The sequence below is a fragment of the Pseudomonas sp. F9001 genome, assembly GCF_013385435.1.
GTDB lineage: Bacteria > Pseudomonadota > Gammaproteobacteria > Pseudomonadales > Pseudomonadaceae > Aquipseudomonas.
The window spans coordinates 81993-95770 of the sequence record NZ_JACAPX010000008.1 but is presented as its reverse complement, the minus strand read 5'-3'; the positions used below and the strand labels follow the sequence as shown (position 1 = coordinate 95770).

The 13778-nt window shown below is 60.7% G+C and carries 11 protein-coding genes; 7 read left to right on the top strand and 4 right to left on the bottom strand.

Annotated elements, in window-relative coordinates:
• Window positions 1-51: 51 nt before the first annotated feature.
• On the top strand, window positions 52-174 hold the full coding sequence (locus HX818_RS31160; protein WP_003210728.1) for a PA1414 family protein: 123 nt from the start codon (window positions 52-54) through the stop codon (window positions 172-174).
• A gap of 441 nt (window positions 175-615) precedes the next feature.
• The gene (locus HX818_RS06240; RefSeq protein WP_177019657.1) at window positions 616-2715 is read left to right on the top strand and encodes an FAD-dependent oxidoreductase; all 2100 of its coding nucleotides are present in this window, start codon (window positions 616-618) and stop codon (window positions 2713-2715) included.
• 61 nt (window positions 2716-2776) lie between these two features.
• Here the strand turns inward: HX818_RS06240 and HX818_RS06235 are convergent, their stop codons facing one another.
• The 4 genes from HX818_RS06235 to speB all read right to left on the bottom strand — a co-directional run bounded on the left by HX818_RS06235 (window position 2777) and on the right by speB (window position 7173).
• On the bottom strand, window positions 2777-4159 hold the full coding sequence (locus tag HX818_RS06235; protein ID WP_003210730.1) for a sodium:solute symporter: 1383 nt from the start codon (window positions 4157-4159) through the stop codon (window positions 2777-2779).
• A gap of 111 nt (window positions 4160-4270) precedes the next feature.
• Window positions 4271-5776 (bottom strand): cytosine permease, encoded by a 1506-nt coding sequence (locus HX818_RS06230; protein ID WP_177019656.1) that lies wholly within the window; start codon window positions 5774-5776, stop codon window positions 4271-4273.
• A gap of 21 nt (window positions 5777-5797) precedes the next feature.
• On the bottom strand, window positions 5798-6223 hold the full coding sequence (locus tag HX818_RS06225) for a nuclear transport factor 2 family protein (RefSeq protein WP_003210732.1): 426 nt from the start codon (window positions 6221-6223) through the stop codon (window positions 5798-5800).
• Window positions 6223-7173 carry an agmatinase gene (gene speB, locus HX818_RS06220; protein ID WP_003210733.1) on the bottom strand — a complete coding sequence of 317 codons (951 nt, stop codon included), beginning with the start codon at window positions 7171-7173 and terminating at the stop codon, window positions 6223-6225. The genes HX818_RS06225 and speB overlap by 1 nt, the downstream gene beginning before the upstream one ends.
• A gap of 244 nt (window positions 7174-7417) precedes the next feature.
• On the opposite strand from speB, the gene HX818_RS06215 reads away from it, so the two are divergent.
• The 5 genes from HX818_RS06215 to relA all read left to right on the top strand — a co-directional run bounded on the left by HX818_RS06215 (window position 7418) and on the right by relA (window position 13649).
• Window positions 7418-8311, top strand: coding sequence for a LysR family transcriptional regulator (locus tag HX818_RS06215; RefSeq protein WP_003210734.1), 894 nt, complete (start codon window positions 7418-7420; stop codon window positions 8309-8311).
• A 6-nt stretch (window positions 8312-8317) separates the two neighbouring features.
• Window positions 8318-8914: a tRNA-uridine aminocarboxypropyltransferase gene (locus HX818_RS06210; RefSeq protein WP_177019655.1), complete on the top strand. Its 597-nt coding sequence runs from the start codon at window positions 8318-8320 to the stop codon at window positions 8912-8914.
• A gap of 100 nt (window positions 8915-9014) precedes the next feature.
• The gene (gene cysM / locus HX818_RS06205; protein ID WP_003210736.1) at window positions 9015-9917 is read left to right on the top strand and encodes a cysteine synthase CysM; all 903 of its coding nucleotides are present in this window, start codon (window positions 9015-9017) and stop codon (window positions 9915-9917) included.
• A complete protein-coding gene (gene rlmD / locus HX818_RS06200) occupies window positions 9917-11269 on the top strand; it encodes a 23S rRNA (uracil(1939)-C(5))-methyltransferase RlmD (protein ID WP_008438175.1) in 1353 nt (450 codons plus the stop codon). Before cysM ends, rlmD begins: the two co-directional genes overlap by 1 nt.
• Before the next feature lie 136 nt (window positions 11270-11405).
• The gene (gene relA / locus HX818_RS06195; RefSeq protein WP_008438176.1) at window positions 11406-13649 is read left to right on the top strand and encodes a GTP diphosphokinase; all 2244 of its coding nucleotides are present in this window, start codon (window positions 11406-11408) and stop codon (window positions 13647-13649) included.
• Window positions 13650-13778: the final 129 nt, after the last annotated feature.

The window sequence follows — 13778 nt, the reverse complement described above, 5'->3', positions numbered from 1 at the left end:
AGGAAGCGGCCACAGAATTCCAGCCGCTCGGCATTACCCCAAGGGGGCACCATGAAAGAGAAACTGCAAAACTGGCTGCACGACCTCGGCGTCGCACTCGGCTTGATCGAGCCACCGCTGCAACCGGTGCCAATCCGCACCGATGACGAGCAGCGTCGCCCGCGTCGCAGGTAAGTCCTGGAAAGCGCTCAAGCATGTTTGTTTGGGCGCGGCCAGGAGGTTTGCCTATGTATTGGAGTCATGATTGATCATGACCCGTTGCTGTGTACTTCAATTCTTCGTCTGGCTTTGGCCGGACGTTTTCATTTCCGGGGTTTGGTGATTTTCTCAAGACACCTGCTTTCGGAATAATCCTTCAAATATTTAATTTAACAATGCCACGGTAATACCGATTGGTAGTCCGGACGTGTGCGCGTCAGTCGAGTTTTGCCATTAAGTATCGGAATTGGACTACCTGTTTGTCAGAGTCGACCGGCTTATTTGATTATTAGGATAGGCGTAGGTTGAGTTTCATCACGAAAAGATTTGTATCGTTTGCAGTTCTTACAAGCCCCCAACTTCATTGAGTTGCGCTCTCCGGAGTATGAGCCAGTCAGAACTGTTGGAGACAAAACCATGATGTTCTCTTCCGTTCCGCCAGTCGCCGCGTCACTTATTGCCACCACCGAAAACATCTTGCATATCGCCCCTGCATCGCGTGGCTGGAAAGCTGATGCACCCGGCAACGTGGTGTTTTTCCCGCCGACGTTAACCAAGCAGGCTCTGCTTATACAGATTGCACTGCTGCGCCCATCAACGATCATTGTCGCAGACCAGGTTATTGATGCCGACGTCATCAACCAATGGCGTATATCCCACCCATTTGGCGAACTCTATTTGGTCCGCAGAGGTACAAGCCTGGATAAGATCCGATTGGATCTGTGCGAGCGCAACAATGTTCGAGTGATTAACACGCCAGGGGTCAATTCGCCGCATGTTGCTGCCTATATTGCGCACTGGCTGACGCTGGCCGATGGCTCCTTGCCCCATGACATCTGTGTACTGGGATACGGCAATGTAGGGAAAGAGCTTGTTAAGTTGTTGCTTGCTCGAGATCCGGATGTTCGGATTAAGGTGTTGGGTCGACGCGATCGAGTGCCGGACAGTTTCGGGAAAGCCTCTTCCGATTGCAGGGTTTCATTGGTTGACGACTGGCTTGAGGCGCTCGAGGGGGCCAATGCAGTCGCCCTATGCTTATCCCTGAATGATGAATCCATTTATCGCATTGATCGGACCCTCATTCAGTGCCTGCACAGAAAGGCTCGCCTTGTCTGTGTCGCCAAGCCGGATGTCTTTAGCGACGATGCGTTGCAGGCCCTGGCAATCTCCGAAGACATCCAGCTCATATTGGACTACGGCCCCAGGACACTGGATGCGTTTCGGGTGCGCACACAAGCGCTCGGCTGCAGTGTCTCCACGTGGTACAAGCCGGCGACGCTGACCACACAGGCGGCCACCACCGAAGCCTGCCATTGCGACCTCGACTATGCGGTCTCGGTGCAACTGAGCTTGATGGCCTTGCGAGGCCTTGTCCGGCGCAAACTCGCACACTCATTGGCGATCCCCTCTCGGCAAGCCGATGCCGGTGCGCCGCGTGTGTCGATCATCGGCAGAGGTATCAACGGGCTGCTCCAAGCCGTGATGTTCCGCCTGGCAAATTATCAGGTCACGGTTTACGGAGGAAATCAGCAGCGCGATGGTGCCAGTCACAAGCAGGTGAACATGCGTCATCTGTCAGCAACGGAGACGACTGCAAAACCGCTGCCTAACGATTACCTGACTCCCGCAAATCAGTACCTGGCCATTGAGTGCAATCGCGCAGGCATCGAGCTGTTTGAAAAATTCCTGGCCGACAACCCATCGCTGGCACGATTTGCACGATCGCGAATTGTACGAGCCTATGTGGACGACTCCAGTGGCACGGAGGCCGCGATCCGCGAGCAACGGGATATTGAAAACAGGCCTTGGCCGAGTGGCAAGCCGGGGCGAGAGCTTGCAGAGATCAGTCAGCTGCAATTCCAGGCAATGTATGGAGTTCCCGAGGTCGGGCGGGCGATTGAGGTGTCGGGCTACGATCTGGAATTTATCCATTTAATGGATGAGATGGTGACGCTTTTGCAGCGCTCAGGGGTTGAGTTCCTGCCACGGCACCTGAGTCCGGTCCAAATTGCCGATCTGAGTAGAGAGCACTTTGTCGTCACGGCCATGGGGGTGGACGAGCCAGAGGTCATCCCGATCATTGGCTGGTTTTTCAAGCTGCGCGCCGTTGATGATGAAGGTGTCGACATGCGCGGACTCAAGCTGCAGTACGACCTGCCAATCGGCGTCATGAATTGCCGCCTGGACGGGAACTGCATCCTTGTCTCCGCCGGGCAGGTGCCACCCGATTCGACGCCGCAGTACAAGGAGCAGATACGGGCGGCGTGCCTGGCTGCCGTTTCTCGACACTTTCCAAAGTCCTGCAGCCGCGCAATCGAACGTGGCGACTTGCAACAAATCGAATGTGCCAGGCCCGGCACCGCAGATGGACTTTCAATCGTGCATTGGTCCGCCTACAACCGCATTGTCGCGGGGGCAACTTATGCCGGGGGCACCACGCAGGGATTGGTATGGGCGTCTTTGGTCCAGGAAGTCATCCAGGCCAGAGCGCCGGCGGTTTCGGCAATGTGGGAATAAAAAAAACGGGTGCGACATCCGACGTCGCACCCGCTGAAGAAAGCTTCTTTCAACTGTTTTTTCAGATCGCCCGAGCCGCAACAGCCTCCGGACGACGGGACAGCAAACTCACCAGCACAAAACTCACCAGGCCCACGCCCAGGCTGTAGTAGATCGGTGTATTGGCGTCCAAACCATCCTTGATCATGAACACCAACGCGGTCACAAAACCCAGGGTCATGGAGGTGATCGCCCCGGAAGTCGTCGCACGCTTCCAGAAAATCGCCCCGATCAGCGGGATCAACATGCCGCCCACCAACAGGTTGTACGCCAGGGTCAGTGCGCTGATCACATCACTCACCACCAGCGCGATACCCAACACAGCGATACCGGTCAGCAAGGTAAACAGACGGTTGATCTTCAAGCTTGACTGCTTGCCACCACGCAGGCGCGGCAGCAGGTCTTCGGTCAATACGGTGGAAGCGGCGAGCAAGCCGGCGCTGGCGGTGGACATCATCGCGGCCAGTGCAGCGGCGATCACCAGGCCGCGGATACCGTCGGGCAGCGAGACTTTGACGATGGCGGCGAACGCATTGTTGACGTTGTCCAGGTCCGGGATCAGTACGTGGGCGGCCATGCCGATCAGCGCACAGGCCAGGCCGTAGAGAATGCAGTAGAAACCGGCGAAGGTGCCTGCGTACTGGGCGACCTTTTCGTCACGGGCGGTGAACACCCGTTGCCAGATGTCCTGGCCGATCAGGATGCCGAAGAAGTAGATCATGAAGTAGGTGATGATGGTGTCCCAGCCGATTTCAGTGAAGCTGAAATTCGACGCGGGCAGCTTGGCCACCAATTCATCCCAGCCGCCGACGCGGTACAGGCAGATTGGCAGCAGGATAAACATCAGGCCGACCGTCTTGATCACGAACTGCACGATGTCGGTCAGGGTCAGCGACCACATGCCGCCAATGGTCGAGTACACCACCACCACGCCACCGCCTACCAATACCGACATCCAGAACGGCAGGTCAAACAACACTTGCAGCACGGTGCCGATGGCCAGGATCGAGGTCACGCCGATCATCAGCGCGTAGGCCAGCATGATCACCGCACTGGCCTGGCGGGCCATGGGGTTGTAGCGTTTTTCCAGGACCTGGGTCACGGTGAAGATTTTCAGCTTCAGGAGCGGCTTGGCCAGGAACAGGTTCAGCGCAATGATCCCCGCGCCCAGCGCGGCGCACAGCCAGAAACCGGAAATACCATGTACATAGCCCAGGCGCACGGTGCCGACGGTGGACGCACCGCCCAGCACCGTGGCAGCCATGGTGCCCATGTACAGCGTCGGGCCGAGGTTGCGGCCGGCCACCAGGTAGTCTTCATGGGTCTTGGCGCGGCGCATGCCGTAGTAGCCGAGCACCAGCATGCCGGCGGCGTAGATGAGGACGACGAATAGATCTAAGGCCATGACGGCGAGTCTCCGATTATCTTTTTTATGTGGGGCTAAAGGGGGCTGTGTGGCGAGGGAGCTTGCTCCCGCTGGGCTGCGCAGCAGCCCCAATCCATTCCATGCAATTCATCAGGCGGCCTCGCGACTGCTGCGCAGTCGAACGGGAGCAGGCTCCCTCGCCACAGTCGGCCCGTAGACGGCAGCCGGTTCAGGGAACACGCGAAGCAGTGTCAGGTACACCAGCGAGGCCAGGCCCAGGGTCACCGGCAAGCTGATGTCGATGCCGTCGGCGAGGTTGCCCAGCGGCCCGACAAACTGCCCCGGCAGGTTGACGAAGCACAGGCCCACCAGCGCACTCGGGATCCAGGCCCCCAGGCCGCGCCAGTTCCAGCCATGGCTGAACCAGTAGCGCCCGCCGGTTTCGCCGCGAGTGAACACTTGCAGGTCATCCGGGCAGTAGTAACCCCGGCGCACGATCAGGCCGATGATCATCATCACCATCCACGGCGTGGTGCAGGTGATGATCAGCACGGCGAAGGTCGACACGCTCTGCACCAGGTTGGCGGCGAAACGTCCGATAAAGATGAAGGCAATCGACATCACCCCGATCAGCAGCGTCGCCTTGACCCGGGACAGCAGGCGCGGGAATACGCTGGACATGTCCAGGCCGGTGCCATACAGCGAGGTGGTGCCGGTGGACATGCCGCCGATCACCGCGATCAGGCACACTGGCAGGAAGAACCAGCTCGGTGCCACCGCCAACAGGCCGCCGACATAGTTGTTGGATGCGATGTAGTCCGGTGCCTTGATTGCCACGATGGTCGCGGTGGCCAGGCCGAACAGGAACGGGATCAAGGTGGCGATCTGCGCGAACACCACCGCCAGCATGATCCGCATCTTCGAGGTTTCCCGCGGGATGTAGCGCGACCAGTCACCGAGGAACGCGCCGAAGGAAATCGGGTTGCTCATGGCCACCAGTGCTGCACCGATAAACGCCGCCCAGAAGCCGGTCTGGCCGAGGGCAACGGTGCCGGCGAAGTGGCTGTCGAAGGCCGGCGCGAAGGCGAAGATCCCCAGCAGGAACAGCAGGCTCGCCGCCCACACTGCGATGCGGTTGACCCACAGCATGAAGCGAAAGCCGTAGATGCACACCGTCAGTACCAGAATGGCGAACACGCCGTAGGCCAGGCCCAGGGTCAGGTCGGTTTCCGGCAAGCCCACCAGACGTTTCGCACCGCCCACCAGCGCATCGCCTGAACTCCACACCGACAGTGAGAAGAACGCAATAGCGGTCAGCAGCGACAGGAACGAGCCGACAATCCGCCCGTGCACACCAAAGTGCGCACCGGAAGACACGGCGTTGTTGGTGCCATTGATCGGACCGAACAGACCCATGGGGGCGAGGATCACCGCACCCACCAGCACGCCCAGTACAATCGCCCAGACGCCGGCCTGGAACGACAAGCCAAACAGCACCGGAAAGCTCCCCAGCACGGCGGTGGCGAAGGTGTTGGCACCGCCGAAAATCAGGCGAAACAAATCCTTCGGCCCGGCGGTACGTTCGTGGTCCGGGATCTGTTCGACGCCGTTGGTTTCTATGTTGCGAATACTGTTTTCGTTGTTTTTATTATTCATGATCTGCTCCGATCACATTGGCTAATGGGGCGGCAGCCCTTCCGGCATAGCGGACAAATGTTCGTGACAGGCCAGCCACAGGCCTTCTTTTTGTTGTGTGCGATCCCCTTGCCGCTTGAAGACAATGGTCTCGCGTTCCTGGCTAAAGAATTGCTCCCCGTTCATGCGCAGCTCGGTGGCCACGTCATGCACAAATACCGCGACGTCACCGTGCAGGCTGACGAAAGCGTTGCTTGAGGTGCAGGACAGCACCTCAAATCCCTCGTCCCGGCGCCAGCTGTCCCACAACACCTGGTAGGCATCGCGACTCAGCAGCGGCTGGGGGAGGGTGTAGAACACGAAGCTGGCGTCGGCACTGAACGCACCGAAGTAGGCATCGCGATCATTGCGGGCGAAGGCCGACACCAGGTCGGCCGCGGCTTTTAATACCTCGGCCTGTGCGCTCATCAGCGGTGCGCCACGCCCGGCAATACGCAGAGCATTTCGTACAGCAGGTTGGCGCCCAGCAGCGAGGTGTTGCCGGTGGTGTCGTACGGCGGCGAAACTTCTACCAGGTCGCAACCAATCAGATCCAGGCCTTGGCAGCCGCGGATGATTTCAATCGCCTGGATCGTGGTCAAGCCACCGATTTCCGGGGTGCCGGTGCCGGGCGCCCAGGCTGGGTCGATGCCGTCGATGTCGAAGCTCAGGTACACCGGGCCACCGCCGACTTTCTCGCGCACTTCAGCCATCAGGGGCGCCAGCGAGTGATGCCAGCATTCTTCGGCCTGGACCACACGGAAGCCCTGTTTGCGGCTCCAGTTGAAGTCTTCGGCGGTGTAGCCCTGGGCGCGCAGGCCGATTTGCACCACGCGGTCGCAATCCAGCAAGCCTTCTTCCACCGCGCGGCGGAAGGTGGTGCCGTGGGCGATTTTCTCGCCGAACATGTGGTCGTTGACGTCGGCGTGGGCATCGATGTGCACCAGCCCGACCTTGCCGTGTTTCTTGTGGATCGCCCGCAGGATCGGCAGGGTGATGGTGTGGTCACCGCCCAGGGTCATCGGGATCACATTGTGTTCGAGGATCTCGTCGTAGGCTTCTTCGATGATGCGCACGGCGTCCAGCAGGTTGAAGGTGTTGATCGCCACGTCGCCGATGTCGGCGACCGACAGCGAGTCAAACGGCGCGGCGCCGGTGGCCATGTTGTAAGGGCGGATCATCACCGATTCGGCGCGAATTTCCCGCGGCCCGAAACGGGTGCCGGCACGCAGGGAGGTGCCGATGTCCAGGGGCACGCCGACGAAGGCGGCATCCAGGCCCTTGGCCGATTGCAGATGGGGAAGACGCATCATGGTGGCGATGCCGGCGAAGCGCGGCATTTCGTTGCCGCCCAGTGGTTGGTGGAAAATCTTGTCCACGGGATTGCCTCATCGTTTTGTTTATTAGAAGCCGATTCTGCGAAATGCATGGGAAGGGAAGAATCGGCAGGGGCAAATACTTAGTTCAGATTTTTCTAAACTAATGCCTGAGGTAAACTCGGTTCAAATGTGGGAGCGGGCTTGCTCGCGAATACGGTGTGTCAGTCACGGAGGGTTCGATTGATCCACCGCATTCGCGAGCAAGCCCGCTCCCACAGGTTTTATGTTTGCCTCTGGAGAGCCCATGGCCAACGCCTTGCCCGACCTGAAACTCCTGCGCATCTTCGTCAGCGTCGTGCGGCACCAGGGTTTCGCCAATGCCCAGCACGAACTCAACCTGTCGACCTCGGCCATCAGCACTTACATGAGCCAGCTGGAAGCCGCGTTGGGCCTGGTGCTGTGCCATCGCGGGCGGGGCGGGTTCAGCCTCACCAGCAAGGGCGAGTTGTTCCATCAGGAAACCCTGCGCCTGCTGGGCGAGCTGGAAGGCTTCGAGCAATACGCCGCCGCGCTCAAAGGCGAACTGCGCGGCACCCTGAAACTCGGCGTACTCGACTCCACCGTCAGCGACAAGGCCTTGCCGTTTGCCGAAGTGATCGGCGCCTACAGTCAGGAACACCCGGCGGTGCATTTGCACCTGTCGGTGATGAGTCCTTACGAGTTGCAACTCGGCGTCCAGGATAATCGCCTGGACCTGGCCATCGGTGCGTTTTCCAACCGGATGAGCGGGCTGATCTATATGCCGCTGTACCGCGAACAGCACTGGCTGTATTGCAGCACCCGTCACCCATTGTTCAACGAGCGGCGCATTCCCGAACAAGTCATCACCCAGCAACGCATGGTCGGTCGTGGTTACTGGAGCCAGGCCGAACTGGCGCGTCACGGCTTCAAGCATAGCGCCGCCACGGTGGAAAGTATGGAGGCGCAATTGATCCTGGTGCTGTCCGGCGCCTACATCGGCTACCTCCCGGAGCACTACGCCCAGGCCTGGGCCGACAAAGGGGATTTGCGGGTACTGCTGCCGGCAACCTTTGGTTACCAGGCGCCGTTCTCGATGATCATGCGCCGGGGCCGCAGCCGCGAACCCCTGATCCAGACCTTCCGCGATTTACTCAAAGCCCAGCTCAACCAGGCCTGAAAACCCATGTCCAGACCCCAATGCTCCCGCTGCCTGCGGCCCACCACTCACTGCCTGTGCGCGCTGATTCCCCGGCTGGATAGCCGAACCCGGGTGTTGCTGTTGCAGCATCCGAGTGAGGTCAATCACGCCTTGAATACCGCGCGGTTGGCGGCGCTGGGCTTGGTGAATGCGCAGTTGGTGGTGGGGGAGGTGTTTGAGGATTTGCAGGCGTTGTTGAATCCGCCGGGTTATCAGGCGCGTCTGTTGTTTCCGGACGAAAATGCCCAACCCTTGCAGGCCTATACGCCATCCGACGAACCGTTGCTGTTGGTGGTGCCGGACGGTACCTGGCGCAAGGCGCGCAAGTTGCTGCACCTCAATCCTTTATTGGCGGCGCTGCCTCGGGTGACGCTGGCGGAAGGCGCCGTGTCCCGTTATCGGCTGCGCAAGGCACCGGGGCCCGGGGCGTTGTCGACGGTGGAGGCCATCGTGCAGGCGTTGCAGGTGCTTGAAGCGCCCACCTCATTTGAGCCGCTGCTGAAACCGTTCGAGGCATTGATCGAAGGACAGATTACCGCGATGGGCGATGAAGTGTTCCAGAGAAACCACGGCCCCGCCTGAGTTATTCCATTAAGCGATAAGCACCACACTTTGCGTGATATGGCCCGCCAGCCTTTCCCGGTATGATAGTCGCCCCCGCAGTCTGGATTGCGAATACGCCATGACCTTGCAGTACCCCACCATCGCCGATTGCGTCGGCAACACCCCGCTGGTCCGCTTGCAGCGCCTGCCGGGCAACACCAGCAATACCTTGTTGCTCAAGCTCGAAGGGAACAACCCGGCCGGCTCGGTCAAGGACCGCCCGGCGTTGTCGATGATCACCCGCGCCGAGTTGCGTGGGCAGATCAAGCCCGGCGACACCCTGATCGAAGCCACCTCCGGTAACACCGGGATTGCCCTGGCCATGGCCGCGGCGATCAAGGGCTACAAGATGGTCCTGATCATGCCCGACAACGGCAGCGCCGAGCGCAAGGCGGCGATGACCGCCTACGGCGCCGAGTTGATCCTGGTCACCCAGGAAGAAGGCATGGAAGGCGCCCGCGACCTCGCCGAGCGTATGGCTGCCGAAGGCCGTGGCCTGGTGCTGGACCAGTTCGCCAACGGCGACAACCCCGAGGCGCACTACACCACCACGGGCCCGGAAATCTGGCGCCAGACCCAGGGCACCATCACTCACTTCGTGAGTTCGATGGGCACCACCGGCACTATCATGGGCAACTCGCGCTACCTCAAGGAGCAGAATCCCGAGATCCAGATCGTCGGCCTGCAACCGATGGAAGGCGCAGCGATCCCGGGGATCCGTCGTTGGCCCGAAGAGTACTTGCCGAAGATCTACAACGCGGCTCGCGTCGATCGCATCATCGACATGGCCCAGCGTGAAGCCGAAGACACCACCCGCCGCCTGGCCCGTGAAGAAGGCATCTTCTGCGGCGTGTCGTCCGGTGGCGCCGTGGCCGGGATGTTGCGCTTGTCCCAGGAGTTGGAAAACGCGGTGATCGTCGCGATCATCTGTGACCGTGGCGACCGTTACCTGTCGACCGGCATTTTCGACGCGCCCAACTGATGGCCAAGCACGAGAGAGGCCTGCGCTTCCAACCGACGGGCGGCAGCCGGGCCCCACAGATTCCCGTAGGCAAGAAGCAGCGCCTGACCATCGAGCGCCTGGCCAACGACGGCCGTGGCATTGTGTTCTTTGAAGGCCGCACCTGGTTTGTCGTGGGTGCGCTGGCCGGTGAAGAGGTGGAAGCGCGGGTGTTGGGCGCCCACGGCAAAGTGGTCGAGGCGCGCACCGAGCGCGTATTTACCGCCAGCGAACTGCGCCGTCCGGCACCCTGTGTGCACGCCGGCCGCTGTGGCGGTTGCAGCCTGCAACACTTGCCCCATGACGAACAACTCGCCCTGAAACAGCGCATGCTCGCCGAGCAATTATCCCGTGTGGCCGGTGTCGAACCCCAGGAGTGGGCCGCGCCTTTGAGTGGGCCGGAATTCGGCTATCGTCGCCGCGCCCGCGTGGCCGTGCGCTGGGATGCCAAGGCGAAGAAACTTGAAGTCGGCTTTCGTGCCGTGGCCAGCCAGGACATCGTCGCCATCGACGATTGCCCGGTGCTGGTACAGGCCTTGCAACCGATCATGCAGCGTTTGCCCAACATGCTGCGGCGCTTGAGCAAGCCTCAGGCATTGGGGCATGTGGAATTATTCAGTGGTTCGTCGATTGCCGTGTTGTTGCGACACATGGCGCCCTTGTCCGAAGCGGACCTGACGATCCTGCAGGAATTTTGCACGTTCCATGAAGCCCAACTGTGGCTGCATGGCGAGGGCCAGCCGCAACCGGTCGAACCAGACCAGGCCTTGGGCTATCGTCTGGAACCGTGGGATTTGCAGTTGGCGTACCGCCCGGGAGACTTTGTGCAGGTCAACGCCGGGGTCAACCAGGCGATGGTCGCCCAGGCGCTGGATTGGCTGGCGCCGAAGCCCGACGAGCGGGTGCTGGATTTGTTTTGTGGCTTGGGCAACTTCGCCTTGCCGCTGGCCCGCCAAGTGCGGGAAGTGGTGGCGGTGGAAGGGGTGCAGGCCATGGTGGACCGGGCGGCACAGAATGCCGTCAGCAATAATTTGCATAATGTTCAGTTTTTTCAGGCCGATTTGTCCCAGCCTTTGACCGACGCGGAATGGGCCAAACAGGGCTTTTCTGCGGTACTCTTGGACCCACCCCGCGATGGTGCCCTGGAGGTTGTGCGCAAGCTCGCTACCCTGGGGGCTGATCGCCTGGTGTATGTGTCCTGCAATCCGGCAACGCTGGCGCGGGACACGGTCGAGTTGGTCAAGCAAGGCTACCGGCTAAAACGTGCCGGGATCCTCGACATGTTTCCCCAGACGGCCCATGTCGAGGCCATGGCGTTATTTGAAGCGGGCTAGGATGCCCGTTTAATCCGACTGGCCTGCATCTCCTGGGCCTGTGACCTGCCAGGGAGCGTGCACAAGCTTTTTTTGTAAAGCAGGTCAGCGATGATTTTGACGCACTAAAAGGTGCGTCGTAGGGAAGGTAAGCAAGATGGTACAGGTGAGAGCACACCAGCCGATCAACACCGACGGCAGTATCAATCTCGAGGCATGGCTGGATCATGCCATCAGTGTCGACCCGGCACTGGACCGTGAAGCCTTGAAAGCAGCCTGCGAGTTCGCTCGTGAGTCTGAACAGCAAGACAATGCGGCGAAGAACCTGTGGGCCGAAGGCACTTCAAGCTTTCGCACCGGGTTGGAAATCGCCGAGATCCTCGCCGATCTCAAGCTCGATCAGGATTCGCTGATCGCGGCGGTGCTGTATCGCGGCGTGCGCGAAGGGCACATTCAGCTGCCCACCATCAGCCAGCGTTTCGGCACCGTGGTGGCCAAGCTGATCGACGGCGTGCTGCGCATGGCGGCGATCAGTGCCAGCCTCAGCCCGCGCCAGTCGATGGTGCTGGGCACCCAGGGCCAGGTGGAAAACCTGCGCAAGATGCTGGTGGCGATGGTCGACGACGTGCGCGTCGCCTTGATCAAGCTGGCCGAGCGTACCTGCGCGATTCGGGCGGTGAAAACCGCCGACGACGAAAAGCGCAACCGCGTCGCCCGCGAGGTGTTCGACATCTACGCGCCGCTGGCCCACCGCCTGGGCATCGGCCATATCAAGTGGGAACTGGAGGACTTGTCCTTCCGTTACCTCGAACCCGATCAATACAAACAGATTGCCACGCTGCTCCATGAGCGGCGGCTGGACCGTGAGCGCTTTATCGCCGACGTGATGAGCCAGTTACGCACGGAATTGCAGGCCACCGGCGTTGAAGCCGACATCAGCGGCCGGGCCAAACACATCTATTCCATCTGGCGCAAAATGCAGCGCAAGGGCCTGGCCTTCAGCCAGATCTACGACGTGCGCGCCGTGCGTGTGCTGGTGCCGGAAATGCGCGACTGCTACACCGCGCTGGGTATCGTGCACACGCTGTGGCGGCACATCCCCAAGGAATTCGACGACTACATCGCCAACCCCAAGGAAAACGGTTACCGCTCATTGCACACGGCAGTGATCGGCCCCGAGGGCAAGGTGCTGGAAGTACAGATCCGCACCCACGCGATGCACGAAGAGGCGGAGCTGGGCGTATGCGCTCACTGGCGCTACAAGGGCACCGACGTCAAGGCCGGGTCGAACCAGTACGAAGAGAAAATCTCCTGGTTGCGCCAGGTGCTGGAGTGGCACGAAGAGCTGGGCGACATCGGCGGTTTGGCCGACCAGCTGCGGGTGGATATCGAACCTGACCGGGTCTACATCTTCACCCCCGACGGCCACGCGATCGACCTGCCCAAGGGCGCCACACCGCTGGATTTTGCGTACCGGGTGCACACCGAGATCGGCCACAACTGCCGTGGCGCCAAGATCAACGGGCGCATCGTGCCGCTCAACTACAGCCTGCAGACCGGTGAACAGGTCGAGATCATTACCAGCAAGCACGGTACGCCGAGCCGTGATTGGCTGAACCCGAACCTGGGTTACATCACCACGTCCAGGGCGCGGGCGAAGATCGTCCACTGGTTCAAATTGCAGGCGCGCGACCAGAACGTCGCCGCCGGCAAGACCTTGCTCGAGCGCGAATTGGCACGCCTGGGCCTGCCGCAGGTGGACTTCGACAAGCTGGCCGAAAAGGCCAACATGAAGATCGCCGAAGACATGTTCGCCGCCCTCGGTGCCGGCGATCTGCGCCTGGCGCAGTTGGTCAACCTGGCCCAGCAACTGGTTGAGCCGGAGCGGGGCAGCGAGCAGTTGGAACTGATTCCACGCAAGGCCACCGGCTACAAGCCGGGCAAGCGCGGCGATATCCAGATCCAGGGCGTCGGCAACCTGATGACGCAAATGGCCGGCTGCTGCCAGCCATTGCCGGGCGACGCCATCGTCGGTTACATCACTCAGGGCCGCGGGGTGAGCATTCACCGCCAGGACTGTGCCTCGGTGTTGCAACTGGGCGGGCGCGAGCCGGAGCGGATCATCCAGGTCAGTTGGGGCCCGGTGCCGGTGTTGACCTATCCGGTGGACATCATCATTCGTGCCTACGACCGTTCCGGGCTGCTGCGTGATGTGTCGCAGGTGCTGCTCAATGAGCGGATCAACGTGCTGGCGGTCAACACCCGCTCGAACAAAGAGGACAACACGGCGCTGATGTCCCTGACCATCGAGATTCCGGGGCTGGACGCGTTGGGTCGGTTGCTGGGGCGTATTTCCCAGTTGCCGAACATTATTGAGACCCGGCGTAATCGCACGCCATGAGTAGCTGGATGAGCGCGGACTGAAATGTGGGAGCGGGCTTGCTCGCGAAGGCGATGTGTCTGTCAAATATCAGGCAACTGACACGACGCCTTCGCGAGCAAGCCCGCTCCCACATTTGATCCTCAGCGT